At 70.1% G+C, this 13,244-nt stretch carries 13 protein-coding genes; 1 reads left to right on the top strand and 12 read right to left on the bottom strand.

The annotated features are described in order from the left end of the window. Positions 1-96: 96 nt before the first annotated feature. The gene (locus ACH4SP_RS15925; protein ID WP_398414968.1) at positions 97-2,622 is read right to left on the bottom strand and encodes an ATP-dependent Clp protease ATP-binding subunit; all 2,526 of its coding nucleotides are present in this window, start codon (positions 2,620-2,622) and stop codon (positions 97-99) included. Positions 2,623-3,052: 430 nt separating this feature from the next. Between ACH4SP_RS15925 and ACH4SP_RS15920 the strand changes: the two genes are divergently transcribed. Beyond that, the gene (locus tag ACH4SP_RS15920) at positions 3,053-3,649 is read left to right on the top strand and encodes an SCO3374 family protein (RefSeq protein WP_398414966.1); all 597 of its coding nucleotides are present in this window, start codon (positions 3,053-3,055) and stop codon (positions 3,647-3,649) included. Here the strand turns inward: ACH4SP_RS15920 and ACH4SP_RS15915 are convergent. The 11 genes from ACH4SP_RS15915 to ACH4SP_RS15865 form a co-directional block, all read right to left on the bottom strand. After that, on the bottom strand, positions 3,628-3,960 hold the full coding sequence (locus tag ACH4SP_RS15915; protein WP_398414964.1) for an Lsr2 family protein: 333 nt from the start codon (positions 3,958-3,960) through the stop codon (positions 3,628-3,630). The genes ACH4SP_RS15920 and ACH4SP_RS15915 overlap by 22 nt on opposite strands. Before the next feature lie 231 nt (positions 3,961-4,191). Beyond that, positions 4,192-4,722 (bottom strand): amino-acid N-acetyltransferase, encoded by a 531-nt coding sequence (locus tag ACH4SP_RS15910; RefSeq protein WP_398414962.1) that lies wholly within the window; start codon positions 4,720-4,722, stop codon positions 4,192-4,194. A 9-nt stretch (positions 4,723-4,731) separates the two neighbouring features. Further along, the gene (locus ACH4SP_RS15905; RefSeq protein ID WP_398414960.1) at positions 4,732-5,121 is read right to left on the bottom strand and encodes a BlaI/MecI/CopY family transcriptional regulator; all 390 of its coding nucleotides are present in this window, start codon (positions 5,119-5,121) and stop codon (positions 4,732-4,734) included. Positions 5,122-5,236: 115 nt separating this feature from the next. Continuing rightward, positions 5,237-5,419, bottom strand: a complete 183-nt coding sequence (locus ACH4SP_RS15900) for a hypothetical protein (RefSeq protein ID WP_398414958.1) — start codon at positions 5,417-5,419, stop codon at positions 5,237-5,239. An 83-nt stretch (positions 5,420-5,502) separates the two neighbouring features. Beyond that, positions 5,503-6,102, bottom strand: coding sequence for a hypothetical protein (locus tag ACH4SP_RS15895; protein WP_398415110.1), 600 nt, complete (start codon positions 6,100-6,102; stop codon positions 5,503-5,505). An 89-nt stretch (positions 6,103-6,191) separates the two neighbouring features. Beyond that, entirely contained in the window at positions 6,192-7,760 is a 1,569-nt protein-coding gene (locus tag ACH4SP_RS15890) for a hypothetical protein (RefSeq protein ID WP_398414956.1), read from the bottom strand. A 114-nt stretch (positions 7,761-7,874) separates the two neighbouring features. Next, positions 7,875-8,675 carry a type III pantothenate kinase gene (locus tag ACH4SP_RS15885; RefSeq protein ID WP_398414954.1) on the bottom strand — a complete coding sequence of 267 codons (801 nt, stop codon included), beginning with the start codon at positions 8,673-8,675 and terminating at the stop codon, positions 7,875-7,877. Between the two features lie 3 nt (positions 8,676-8,678). Continuing rightward, positions 8,679-9,722, bottom strand: a complete 1,044-nt coding sequence (nadC, locus tag ACH4SP_RS15880) for a carboxylating nicotinate-nucleotide diphosphorylase (RefSeq protein ID WP_398414952.1) — start codon at positions 9,720-9,722, stop codon at positions 8,679-8,681. Continuing rightward, complete coding sequence (locus ACH4SP_RS15875) at positions 9,719-11,419, bottom strand: L-aspartate oxidase (protein WP_398414950.1); 1,701 nt, start codon at positions 11,417-11,419, stop codon at positions 9,719-9,721. Before ACH4SP_RS15875 ends, nadC begins: the two co-directional genes overlap by 4 nt. Further along, the gene (panC, locus tag ACH4SP_RS15870; protein ID WP_398414948.1) at positions 11,416-12,315 is read right to left on the bottom strand and encodes a pantoate--beta-alanine ligase; all 900 of its coding nucleotides are present in this window, start codon (positions 12,313-12,315) and stop codon (positions 11,416-11,418) included. Before panC ends, ACH4SP_RS15875 begins: the two co-directional genes overlap by 4 nt. After that, positions 12,312-13,223, bottom strand: coding sequence for a Rossmann-like and DUF2520 domain-containing protein (locus tag ACH4SP_RS15865; protein WP_398414946.1), 912 nt, complete (start codon positions 13,221-13,223; stop codon positions 12,312-12,314). Before ACH4SP_RS15865 ends, panC begins: the two co-directional genes overlap by 4 nt. Between the last annotated feature and the right edge of the window lie 21 nt (positions 13,224-13,244).

Raw genomic sequence — 13,244 nt, 5'->3', positions numbered from 1 at the left:
GCAGCCACGAGAAAAGGGCCGGCCCCGGAAACCCTTGGGTTTCCGGGGCCGGCCCCCTCACACGCTCACCTCGGCGCACGCGCCAAGCGATACGCGTTAGGCGTCCTTCGTCATGTTCGGCCCGTTGCCACCGGCAGCGGACTCGATCGGCGGGGCGTCCGGCAGGGCCGCCTTCTCCTCGCCGCGGAAGGTGAACGTCTTCGCGTCACCCTCGCCCTCGGTGCCGACGACCACGATGTGACCGGGGCGCAGCTCACCGAAGAGGATCTTCTCGGAGAGGATGTCCTCGATCTCGCGCTGGATCGTCCGGCGCAGCGGCCGGGCGCCCATCACGGGGTCGTAGCCCTTCTTGGCGAGCAGCGACTTGGCCTCCGAGCTCAGCTCGATGCCCATGTCGCGGTCCTTGAGACGCTCGTCCACCTTGTCGATCATGAGGTCGACGATCTGGATGATGTCTTCCTCGGTCAGCTGGTGGAAGACGACCGTGTCGTCGACACGGTTGAGGAACTCGGGCCTGAAGTGCTGCTTGAGCTCTTCGTTGACCTTGACCTTCATCCGCTCGTAGTTCGTCTTGACGTCGCCCTGGGCGGCGAAGCCCAGGTTGAAGCCCTTCGAGATGTCCCGCGTACCCAGGTTGGTCGTCATGATGATGACCGTGTTCTTGAAGTCCACGACGCGGCCCTGGGAGTCGGTCAGGCGACCGTCCTCCAGGATCTGCAGCAGGGAGTTGAAGATGTCCGGGTGGGCCTTCTCGACCTCGTCGAAGAGGACGACCGAGAACGGCTTGCGGCGCACCTTCTCCGTCAGCTGGCCGCCCTCTTCGTACCCCACGTAGCCGGGGGGCGAGCCGAAGAGGCGCGAGACCGTGTGCTTCTCGCTGAACTCCGACATGTCGAGGGAGATCAGTGCGTCCTCGTCGCCGAAGAGGAACTCGGCGAGCGTCTTGGACAGCTCGGTCTTACCGACACCGGAAGGACCGGCGAAGATGAACGAGCCACCGGGACGCTTCGGGTCCTTCAGACCGGCCCGCGTACGGCGGATCGCCTGCGAGAGGGCCTTGATGGCGTCCTGCTGACCGATGACGCGCTTGTGCAGCTCGTCCTCCATGCGGAGCAGTCGCGAGGACTCCTCCTCGGTCAGCTTGAAGACCGGGATGCCGGTCGCGGTCGCGAGGACCTCGGCGATGAGCTCGCCGTCGACCTCGGCGACGACGTCCATGTCGCCGGCCTTCCACTCCTTCTCCCGCTTGGCCTTCGCGGCGAGGAGCTGCTTCTCCTTGTCACGCAGGGAGGCGGCCTTCTCGAAGTCCTGCGAGTCGATCGCCGACTCCTTGTCCCTGCGGACGTTGGCGATCTTCTCGTCGAACTCGCGGAGGTCCGGCGGCGCGGTCATCCGGCGGATGCGCATTCGCGATCCGGCCTCGTCGATCAGGTCGATCGCCTTGTCCGGGAGGAAGCGGTCCGAGATGTACCGGTCCGCCAGCGTCGCCGCCTGGACGAGGGCCTCGTCCGTGATGGAGACACGGTGGTGGGCCTCGTAACGGTCGCGCAGACCCTTGAGGATCTCGATGGTGTGCGGGAGCGAGGGCTCCGCCACCTGGATCGGCTGGAAGCGGCGCTCAAGAGCGGCGTCCTTCTCCAGGTGCTTGCGGTACTCGTCGAGCGTGGTGGCACCGATGGTCTGGAGCTCACCGCGGGCCAGCATCGGCTTCAGGATCGAAGCCGCGTCGATCGCGCCCTCTGCGGCACCCGCGCCGACGAGCGTGTGCAGCTCGTCGATGAACAGGATGATGTCGCCGCGGGTGCGGATCTCCTTGAGGACCTTCTTCAGCCGCTCCTCGAAGTCACCGCGGTAGCGGGAACCGGCGACGAGCGCGCCGAGGTCGAGGGTGTAGAGGTGCTTGTCCTTGAGGGTCTCGGGCACCTCGCCCTTGACGATGGCCTGCGCCAGTCCCTCGACGACGGCGGTCTTGCCGACGCCGGGCTCGCCGATGAGGACCGGGTTGTTCTTCGTGCGGCGGGACAGCACCTGCATGACCCGCTCGATCTCCTTCTCGCGCCCGATGACCGGGTCGAGCTTGGACTCACGAGCGGCCTGGGTGAGGTTCCGGCCGAACTGGTCGAGCACCAGGGACGTCGAGGGCGTGCCCTCGGCAGGTCCGCCGGCTGCGGCGGTCTCCTTGCCCTGGTAGCCGGAGAGCAGCTGGATGACCTGCTGCCGCACCCGGTTGAGATCGGCGCCCAGCTTCACCAGGACCTGGGCGGCGACGCCCTCGCCCTCGCGAATCAGGCCGAGCAGGATGTGCTCGGTGCCGATGTAGTTGTGGCCGAGCTGGAGGGCCTCGCGGAGCGACAGCTCCAGGACCTTCTTCGCACGCGGGGTGAAGGGAATGTGGCCGGACGGAGCCTGCTGGCCCTGACCGATGATCTCCTCGACCTGCTGGCGAACCGCCTCAAGCGAAATGCCGAGGCTCTCCAGGGCCTTAGCGGCGACACCCTCACCCTCGTGGATCAGACCCAGGAGGATGTGCTCGGTGCCGATGTAGTTGTGGTTGAGCATCCGGGCTTCTTCCTGAGCCAGGACGACAACCCGCCGCGCGCGGTCGGTGAACCTCTCGAACATCGTTATTCGCTCCTCAGAGCGGTCGGGCAGTTAAGGGGTCGGTCCCCTCCCTGTCCTTCCGCATGCTAGTCCCGCGGGGCGGGACAGCTCATTCCAACTGCCGACACCCGTTCTTGCCTCCCGGCCTGAACAGCCGACTACTTCCTCAACTCGATGGTGCGAGACGATGTTCCCGCAGGCCAAGCAGTTACCCCTATCGCCACTACGCCGATGGCGAACGTGGGACCGCTTCGCATGCGTGTCGCCCCTCCCCACTAGGACTGTCCTACCCGCAAGCAGTGACACTCCATGCGGCGCACGCCGGTTCCCTCAGCTACGGGCGAACATCCTTGCGCCACCGGATGCGCCCGTACGCCCCCATTTCCCCCACGGAGCGCATCCGTCGACCGACACAGCGTAACCACCTGTCGTTTCGGGAGTTGCTCCGGGCATGGTTCCCACCGTTCCCCGCCCCCGGCCGGCACCGCCCGTCGGCGGCATCGCGCAGTGGGCCCCCTGGTACGAGGACGAGCTCGGCTGGGCGACGGTCACCGCCCCCGAAGAACCGGTTCTGCTGCGTACCGGGCTGCGGTTCGACGTACTGGAGCTGCCCGCCGCCGCCGGCCACGCCGTACTGCGCAGGATCGGGCCCACCGGGCCCGTCGCGCTGCTGGGGCGACGGATGCAGCTGCTGGTCGCCCCGGGGAGCGCCGACGAGGTGCCGTCACTCCTGGAGTGGCTGGAGTGGGGCTCCGTCGCCCTGGATCTGCGGGCGATCGGCACGGGTGGCCTGATCACCGCTCCCGCACCGCCCGGAACAGCGCCTTCCGCAGCGGGCGGGGCCGCACTGTGGCTGCGGCCCCCGGTACCGGGGCACGACTGGGAACAGTCGCTTCCGGTATTCGCCGGCATCGGGGGCCGCGAAGCCGCCCCCGATCTCGTACGCCTTGTGGCCGCAGCGGCGACGGAATGCCACCGGGCCCGTTTGATCAACGTGAATACGGGACTGCCAAAAGGACGGCAGACTCAGCCGTTGGCCTTCTCGTAGGCCTCACGCACGTGGCCGGGGACGCGGCCGCGGTCGTTCACGTCGTAGTCGTTCTCCTTGGCCCACTTGCGGATCTCAGCCGTGTTCTGGCTGCCACCGGAAACGGCGCGCGCCTTGCCACGACCCGCGGCACGGCCACCCGTGCGACGGCCGTTCTTCGTGTACGGGTCGAGCAGCCCGCGGAGCTTCTCCGCGTTCGCGGTGGTGAGGTCGATCTCATAGGTCTTGCCGTCCAGAGCGAACGTCACCGTCTCGTTCGCCTCGACGCCGTCGAGGTCGTCAACAAGAAGGACCTGAACCTTCTGTGCCACCGGATTTCCTTTCATCGAAAATGCAGTACGCGGAAAGGAAACCGCTTTTCTTGGGAAAACACAAACCCCTGTCGGATGTTCAGTACCCCGAGAACGCGGGAAACGTGCGCGTTTCGGACATAGGGTTACGGGCTTCACAGGCCGCTTGAGAGACCTGTTCCGAGGTCCGTTCCGAGGTCCGTTCCGAGGTCCGTTCCGAGGTCCGTTCCGAGGTTCCGTTCAGAGGTCCGTTCAGAGGTGCAGAAGCATCCGGCTGTTGCCCAAGGTGTTGGGCTTCACCCGTTCGAGACCGAGGAACTCCGCCACTCCTTCGTCATAGGAGCGCAGCAGCTCGCTGTAGACATCTCCGTCGACCGGGGCCTCGCCGATCTCCACGAAGCCGTGCTTCACGAAGAACTCGACTTCGAAGGTCAGGCAGAATACCCGGCGCACTCCGATCCAGCGGGCGGTCTGCAGGAGTTTGTCCAGTACTTGGTGCCCCACTCCGGCGCCCTTGAAGCCCGGGTCGACGGCGAGAGTGCGAACTTCGGCGAGGTCCTCCCACATGACGTGCAGCGCGCCGCAGCCGATCACCCTGGCGTCCTCGTCGCGTTCCGCGACCCAGAACTCCTGGATGTCCTCGTAAAGCGTCACGTTCGCTTTGTCGAGGAGGATGCTCTGCCGGGCGTAGGCGTCCACAAGGGCTCGGACGGATGGCACATCACTGGTGCGCGCCCGCCGGACGGTGATGGCTTTTGCCGACGCAATACGATCTGGGGCCATGTCCGGACGCTATCGCCCGGGTCCGCTCTCGCTCTCACCGGGGAGTTGTACGACGCGCATCGCGTCCTGAAGCGCTTCGCGCTGCTCGGCGGACATCATGCCGAAGAACGCGACAAGGGCCGCCGCGGGGTTGTCACTGGTCGACCAGGCTTCGTTCATCAGTGCGGCCGAGTAGGCGGCCCGCGTGGAGACCGAGGTATATCGATAGGCCCGGCCGTCTACTTCCCTGCGCACCCAGCCCTTCTGATGGAGATTGTCCATTACGGTCATGACGGTGGTGTAGGCGATGGACCGGTCCTTCTGAAGATCTTCGAGGACTTCCCGGACGGTGACGGGACGGTTCCACTGCCACACGCGTGTCATGACGGCGTCTTCAAGCTCTCCCAATGGGCGTGGCACAGCGCCACCATAGTGGGAGATATCCGGAATGCCTGGCTATTTGGGCGCGGGCGCGAGAAAGAGGGGCGTGCGGCCCGGTTCGCTCCGGGGCCGCACGCCCCTCCTCGTCACTGCTTCAGTGCTTGACCGCTGCGCCGGCCTTGGCGGCTTCAGCGGCCTCGGCTGCCTCTACGGCTTCCGCGGCGGCGTCTTCCTTGTTCTTGTTGGAACCGCCCTGCGTCTTGACGATCGTCACGACGAGGCCGATGAAGAAGGCGGCCATCACCACCGGGGGCACGAGCGCGGAGACATAGTCCATGCCTCCAAGAGTAGCCAGCGGGTGTCCGCCGGGTCACGCGCCCCCTGGCTCGCCTCGCGGCGCCCTCCCGGGGTGCCGGCCCCCTAGCTCGCCTCGCGGCGCTCCCCCGGGGGTGCGGGCCGCTTGCGGGGCGGGAAGGCCTCGGACGGGGTGGGCATCGGGCGGCTCGGGGCCGGGGTGTCGGCGGGGGTCGGTTTCCCCGGGCCTGCCGGGCGGGCCGGCTGGCTGTCGGCGCGGCCGCCCGGGAGTGCGGTCAGCCGGGTGCGCGGGGCCGGGGCCGCGGGGAGCGCGACGCCGGACGACGTGGCGGTCGTACGGGCGAGTCTGGCCCGGACCGAGCGTTCCGCGATGCCCTGGCAGCGGGCCAGCAGGGCGGCGGCGAGTGGGAGTTGACGCAGGGAGCGCAGGGAGGAGAGGTCGTCGGGCTGGGGGCGGTAGCCCGCCGCGAGGGCGTCCTGGAGCAGCTCCAGGTAGCCGGTGGCGGAGCCGGGGAGCGCGGCCCGGTAGCGGGCGAGGTCGGCGAGGAGGAAGGCGCGCAGCCGTCCCGCCTCGCGGATCGCTTCGTCCACCGAATCGGCCAGCAGGAGGCAGTCCCGCACCTCGTCGGCGGGGAGGGGGGCGGGGTGCAGGGCGAGGGCGAGGGCGCGTCGGAGCACACGCAGTTCGTCTGCGCTGAACGCCATGCCGCCGCGGGAACCGTATGGCGTGGGCATGTGGCGACTTTAAGTGCTAAGCGGACAAATATTGATTTAACGGGCACCAGTGGCGCGTCCTACTGGCTCTCGACCGTGATGGGGGCCTGGTCGTTGGCCGGGTTGTGGTCCGAGTCAGCCGTCACCTGCGAGAACCCGCGGCCCACGGTGACGGTGCCGCGTGCGCCGGGCACGATGCGGTCGATCCGCACCTTGAGTTCCCCCAGTTCACCGTGCGTGGAGAAGCCGCACGAGACCTTCCGGTCGCTTCCCTGATAGCAGTGCGGGTCCTCGGAGGCCGTCTGCTCCACGGGCGGGATGAGCGGGGTAATGCCCTCCGGCAGCACCAGGTGCAGTACGCGGTTGGTCTCGCGCTTCCCGCCGTCGGTCGGGTGCTCGATGGAGGCGGGCATGGGGATGTCGACCTCTGCACCGACTCCGCCGCGGATGACGATCGGCTGCGCCTCGATGTCCGCCCCGGCGTCCTTCAGCCTTTCGAACGCCACCGGCGAGAACTCGGTCTGGGTGCCCTTCACCGTGGACAGCGACTCGTCGGCGGGAGTCTCCTCCAGGGTCAGGGGCGGTTCGCTGCCCGCCCGTATGCTGCTGGATCCTCCGAATTCGCCAAGCATCGTGTGGTGCGTCCAACTGACTTCGTACGAGGGCCTGACGCCGGTCGGCAGGAATCCGTACGACAGCGTGGCGGGATAGGCGACGGCCCCGTCGGCCTTCTTCTTCCGCTCCCACTCGTCGCGGAGCGGGACGTCCTGCGACAACCGGTACGCCTTGCCCTCGGCGAGCGGGCCGGGGAACCGGCATTCGGCCTGCTCCGGGTTGCGCCCGGTGCTGTAGAGGCAGTTGCGGTAGCGCTTGTGGAAGCTCGCGCCGTCGGCCTGCATCCACAGGGTGACGCCGCCGACCGGCACGTTGCTGTGGTTCAGGAAGCGGGCCCGCGCGGTGAACAGGGTGCCCGGTTTCTCGGGGAAGGCGGTGAGATCCGTACCGGATGGCACCCCCGGCAGATCGTCCTCCGACTGGAAGAGCTCCACACTGCCGATGACGACGCGGGTGGTGTGCGTCAGCGGCTTGCCCGACTTCTGCTGGATCGTCAGCTCGATGCGGCCCGCGTCACCGCGAGGTGCGTTCTTCTTGGGCCGCAGGGCGAACGGGCGGGAGACGTAGCGGGCCGCGGGGCAGGTGACGACGTAACCCTCGCTCGTGCAGGGATCGCTGCCGGGAAGACTCCTGCCCGCCCGCAGGTCCATCCTGTCCTTGAGGGAGGTCAGGTCGAACCGGAGGTCCCCGTGATCGATCGGGTCCTTGGCGCCGACGGGGACGAGGCTCGCCCCGTACGGCCGGGTGGCCTCGTCGCCGCTCCCGCGTCCGTGTTCGGCCGAGAGGTGGACCAGGTCGGGCACGTCCCAGTAGTCGTCGCCCGAGGCGCGGACGAGCCCCGGCTTCGGGGCCCAGTGGGTGGGAGGGACCCAGTCGGTCGGGGTCGGGCTCGGCGGGAGTGCGGTGCCGGAACTCCCCCGGCCCTCGCCCGTCGTGCCGCAGGCGGTGAGGGACAGGAGCAGCGCGAGCACGACGGCCGCGGCGCTCCGCAGCCGTCGCCCCGCCGGGGGTGTTCCGTCTGGTGCGATGTACATGGCAGATACGACCCGCGCGGGTGTGGCGGAGTTGTACCGGACAGGCACGTCTCCGCGACTCCCTCACATGAGGATTCCGTCATCCGCCGCAGCTGCGGGTGCCTGCCCACCGCCTCACATCCGGGCGATGTTCCGCTCGTACACCAGGCGCAGGCCGATCAGCGTCAGCCACGGTTCGTGCTCGTCGACGGCGGAGGACTCGCCGAGGATGATCGGGGCGAGGCCGCCCGTCGCGATGACGGTCACCTCGTCCGGGTCCGCCGGGGAGAGCTCGCGGGCCATCCGGGCGACGACTCCGTCGACCTGGCCGGCGAAGCCGTAGACGATGCCGGACTGCATGGCCTCGACGGTGTTCTTGCCGATGACGCTGCGCGGGCGGGCCAGTTCGATCTTGCGGAGCTGGGCGCCCTTGACGCCGAGGGCGTCGACGGAGATCTCGATGCCGGGGGCGATGACGCCGCCCACGTACTCGCCCTTCGCGGAGACCGCGTCGAAGGTGGTGGCCGTGCCGAAGTCGACGACGACGGCGGGGCCGCCGTACAGCTCGACGGCGGCGACCGCGTTCACGATGCGGTCCGCACCGACCTCCTTGGGGTTGTCCATGAGGATCGGCACGCCGGTCTTCACGCCGGGCTCGACCAGGACGGCGGGTACGTCGCCGTAGTAGCGGCGGGTGACCTCGCGCAGCTCGTGCAGCACCGAGGGGACGGTGGCGCAGATGGCGATGCCCTCGATGCCGTCGCCCAGTTCGTTGCCGAGCATGGGGTGCATGCCCATCAGACCCTGGAGGAGGACCGCGAGTTCGTCGGCGGTGCGGCGGGCGTCGGTGGAGATCCGCCAGTGCTCGACGATCTCCTCGCCGTCGAAGAGGCCGAGGACGGTGTGGGTGTTGCCGACGTCGATCGTGAGGAGCATGGCTTACTTCGCCTCGTCCTGAGCGGCGTCGGCGTCGGCCTCGCGCAGGTCGAGGCCGATGTCGAGGATCGGGGACGAGTGGGTCAGGGCGCCCACCGCGAGGTAGTCGACCCCCGTCTCGGCGTACGCGCGGGCCGTGGCGAGGGTGAGGCGGCCGGAGGATTCGATGGCGGCGCGACCGGCGACCAGGGTCACCGCATCGGCGGTCTGCTCCGGGGTGAAGTTGTCGAGGAGGATCAGGTCGGCGCCCGCCTCCAGGACCTCGGTGACCTGCGGGAGGGTGTCGACCTCGACCTCGATCGGGACCTCGGGGAAGGTCTCCCGTACGAGCTTGAAGGCCTGCGCCACTCCCCCGGCGGCGACCACGTGGTTGTCCTTGACGAGGGCCGCGTCGGAGAGCGACATCCGGTGGTTCACGCCGCCGCCGCAGCGGACCGCGAACTTCTCCAGGGAGCGCAGGCCCGGGGTCGTCTTGCGGGTGTCGCGGACCTTGGTCTTCGTACCTTCGAGCGCGTCCGCCCACGCGCGCGTGGCGGTGGCGATGCCGGAGAGGCGGCACAGGAGGTTCAGTGCGCTGCGCTCGCCGGTGAGGAGGTCGCGGGTGCGGGTGGTGACGGTGAGGAGCTTCTGGCCCGCTTCCACGCGGTCGCCGTCCTCGACGTGCCGCTCGACCTCGAACTCCTCGGTGCAGACGATGGACAGGACCGTCTCGGCGATGCGCAGGCCCGCGACCGTACCGGCCTCGCGGGCGGTGAAGTCGCCGGTGGCGACGGCCTCTTCGGGGACGGTCGCGACGGTCGTCACGTCGACGCCGTGCGCGAGGTCCTCGGCGAGGGCGACGTTGGCGATGTCCTCGACCTCGATCGGGTCCAGGCCGCAGTCGAGGAGGAGCTGGGCGAGGTCGGGGTCCAGACCGCAGTCGGAGAGGTCGTACGTGCCGTCCGCCGCGTCCTCTTGAGGTGCTCCGGCGGAGCAGCCGCAGGCGTCGCCGCAGCCACCACCCGTGTCGGCCTGCTGGAGGAGCCGGGGGTTCTCGGGGGTGCTCACTGGTGCTGCTCCTTCGAAGGGTGTGCTTGTACGGGCGGGAAGGCGGCCGTCGCGGTGCGGCGCACCACGAGGCGCCGGTCCGGTGTCAGCCGGACGACCAGGTGGCGCTGCCAGTCGGCGTCGTCGCGGTCGGGGCGGTCCTCGCGCCAGTGGCAGCCACGGGTCTCCTCGCGCTCCAGGGCGGCGGCGACCAGTACGCGCGAGACGCACAGGAGGTTCGTGGTCTCCCAGGAGTCGACGCCCGGCTCGGCGGACTTGGGCGGACCGGCCCAGTCCTCGCGTGCGCTGAGCTGTACGGCCTCCAGCTCGTCCGCGGCGTCCTGGAGGCTCCGGGCCGAGCGGAGGACCCCCGCGCCCTGCGACATCGTCTGCTGGATGCCGTGACGGGCGTCGGGTGCGATGAGCGGGAGGACGGTGGTGGGTTCGGTGGGGGCGCCGGGGGTGCGCCGGTCGGCCGAGACGATTCCTTCGGCGATCCGCTCGGCGAAGACCAGTCCCTCCAGGAGGGAGTTGGAGGCGAGCCTGTTCGCGCCGTGCACGCCCGTGCAGGCGACCTCGCCGCACGCGTACAGGCCGGGCACGGTGGTGCGGCCGTACAGGTCGGTGCGGATGCCGCCGGAGGCGTAGTGCGCGGCGGGGGCGACGGGGATCGGCTCGGTCACCGGGTCGATGCCGTGGGTGCGGCAGGCGGCCAGGATGGTCGGGAAGCGGTTCTCCCACATCCGCGCCCCGAAGTGCCGGGCGTCCAGGTACATGTGGGCGGCGCCCTGTTCCTGCATGCGGCGCATGATCGCCTTGGCGACGATGTCGCGGGGGGCCAGCTCGGCGAGCTCGTGCTGCCCGAGCATGAAGCGCACGCCGTCGCCGTCGACGAGGTGCGCGCCCTCTCCCCGTACCGCTTCGGAGACCAGCGGCTGCTGGCCCTCCGAGCCCTCGCCCAGGAACAGCACCGTCGGGTGGAACTGGACGAATTCGAGGTCCGACACCTCCGCGCCCGCGCGCAGTGCGAGGGCGACGCCGTCGCCCGTGGAGACGGCGGGGTTGGTGGTGGCGGCGAAGACCTGGCCCATGCCGCCGGTCGCGAGGACGACCGCGGGGGCGTTGACCGCGCCGACGCCGTCGTGCTGGCCCTCGCCCATGACGTGCAGGGTGACGCCCGCGGTGCGTCCCTCCGCATCTATGAGGAGGTCGAGGACGAGTGCGTTCTCGACCGTACGAACGGCCTTCTCGCGGACGGCTTCGACGAGGGCCCGGGAGATCTCGGCGCCTGTCGCGTCGCCGCCCGCGTGCGCGATGCGGCGGCGGTGGTGGCCGCCCTCGCGGGTGAGCTCGATGGCACCGCTGTCTGGGTCGGTGTCGAAGTGGGCACCGGTGGCGATCAACCGCCGTACGGCGTCCGGGCCTTCGGTGACCAGGGTGCGTACGGCCTCCTCGTCGCACAGGCCCGCACCCGCCACGAGGGTGTCTTCGAGGTGCTGCTCGGGGGTGTCGCCCTCGCCGAGGGCGGCGGCGATGCCGCCCTGCGCCCAGCGGGTCGAACCGTCGTCCAGGCGCGCCTTGGTGACGACGACCGTGCGCAGCCCGGCGGCGGTGCAGCGCAGCGCCGTGGTGAGGCCCGCGACGCCGGAGCCGACCACCACGACGTCGGCGTCGATCGACCAGCCGGGGGCGGGGGCGGTCAGACGTATGCCGGTCACTGGTCTGCTCCTGGGGTGTGCTGGTGCTGCGGTGCTGGGGTGTGCTGGTGCTGCGGTACGTCGCCGAAGGTCAGCGGCAGGTTGTCGATGAGGCGGGTCGCGCCGGCCTTGGCCGCGACCGCGAGGACCGCCTCGCCCCGGTGGCCCTCCCCGACCTCGGTGAAGTCGGCGGGGTCCACAAGCGCCAGGTAGTCGAGGTCGAGGCCGGACGCCTCTTTGAGGACGCGGTGTGCTGCTGCCCTGACCGCTGCGGGAGACGTCTCGGCCGCACCCGCGAACAGGGCGGCGGAGAGCGCGAGGGCGGTGCGGCGCTCCGCCGCGGAGAGGAAGCGGTTGCGGCTGGAGAGCGCCAGGCCGTCGTCCTCGCGGACGGTCGGGACGCCGACGATCTCCACCGGGAAGTTGAGGTCCAGCACCATGCGCCGGATCAGGGCGAGCTGCTGGGCGTCCTTCTGGCCGAAGAGGGCCAGGTCGGGACCGGTGAGGTGGAGGAGCTTGGCGACGACGGTGAGCATGCCGTCGAAGTGGCCGGGCCTGGTGGCGCCTTCGAGGCATTCGCCCATCGGCCCTGCGGAGAGGCGGACCCGGGGCGAGCCGCCGGGGTAGACCTCGTCGACGGCGGGGGCGAACACGGCGTCCGCTCCGGCCTCTTCGGCGGTGCGGAGGTCCTCTTTGAGGGTGCGGGGGTAGCGGTCGAGGTCTTCGTCCGCCCCGAACTGGAGGGGGTTGACGAAGACGGTGACGAGCACCGTGCCGTCCGTGCCCGCGTGTTCCCGTGCGGTACGGATCAAGGTGGCGTGCCCCTCGTGCAGCGCGCCCATCGTCATGACGACGGCGCACCGTCCGGTGCGCTCGAACGCGTCGAGTTCGGCAGCCGTGCGCAGCAGCACGCTCATCGCAGGTCCCCCTCCGCCAGTACGCCCAGCAGGTCTTCGGCGAGTTCGGGCTTGAGCAGGCCGTGCGCGAGGGCGCGGTCGGCGGTCGTACGGGCCATGGCGAGGTAGCCGGCGACGGTCTGCGGGGCGTGCTTGCGCAGCTCCGAGACATGGGCGGCGACGGTGCCCGCGTCACCGCGTGCGACGGGTCCTGTGAGGGCGGCGTCGCCGGAGCGCAGGGCGTTGTCGAGGGCGGCGCCCAGGAGCGGGCCGAGCATCCGGTCGGGGGCCTCGACGCCCGCCGTGCGGAGCAGCTCCATCGACTGGGCGACCAGGGTGACCAGGTGGTTCGCACCGAGGGCCAGGGCCGCGTGGTACAGCGGGCGGGCCTCCTCCTCGATCCACTCGGGCTCGCCGCCCATCTCGATGACCAGGGCCTCGGCGGCCAGCCGCAGCTCCTCGGGGGCGGTGATCCCGAAGGAGCATCCTGCGAGGCGCTCGACGTCCACGGGGGTGCCGGTGAAGGTCATCACGGGGTGGAGGGCCAGCGGGAGCGCTCCGGCGCGCAGGGCGGGGGCGAGCACGCCCGTTCCGTACCGTCCCGAGGTGTGCACAAGGAGCTGTCCCGGCCGGATCGCACCGGTCTCGGCGAGACCCTCGACGAGTCCCGGGAGGGCGTCGTCGGGGACGGTCAGCAGGACGAGCTCGGCACGGGCCAGGACCTCGGCGGGGGCGACCAGCGGGACGTCGGGCAACAGGGTCGCGGCGCGGCGCACGGAGGCGTCGGAGACGCCGGACGCGGCGACCGGGCGGTGCCCGGCCCGGCGCAGGGCCGCCGCCAGGGTGGCGCCGACGCGGCCCGCTCCGACGACACCGACGGTGAGGCGGGCGGGGCGGTCGGAGGGGTCGGACTGCTGGGATGAGTTCACGCGGAAACGGCCTTCCGTTCC

The organism is Streptomyces sp. NPDC021093, from assembly GCF_044333135.1.
Classification (GTDB): domain Bacteria; phylum Actinomycetota; class Actinomycetes; order Streptomycetales; family Streptomycetaceae; genus Streptomyces.
This window is presented reverse-complemented; position numbering and strand designations above follow the sequence as displayed.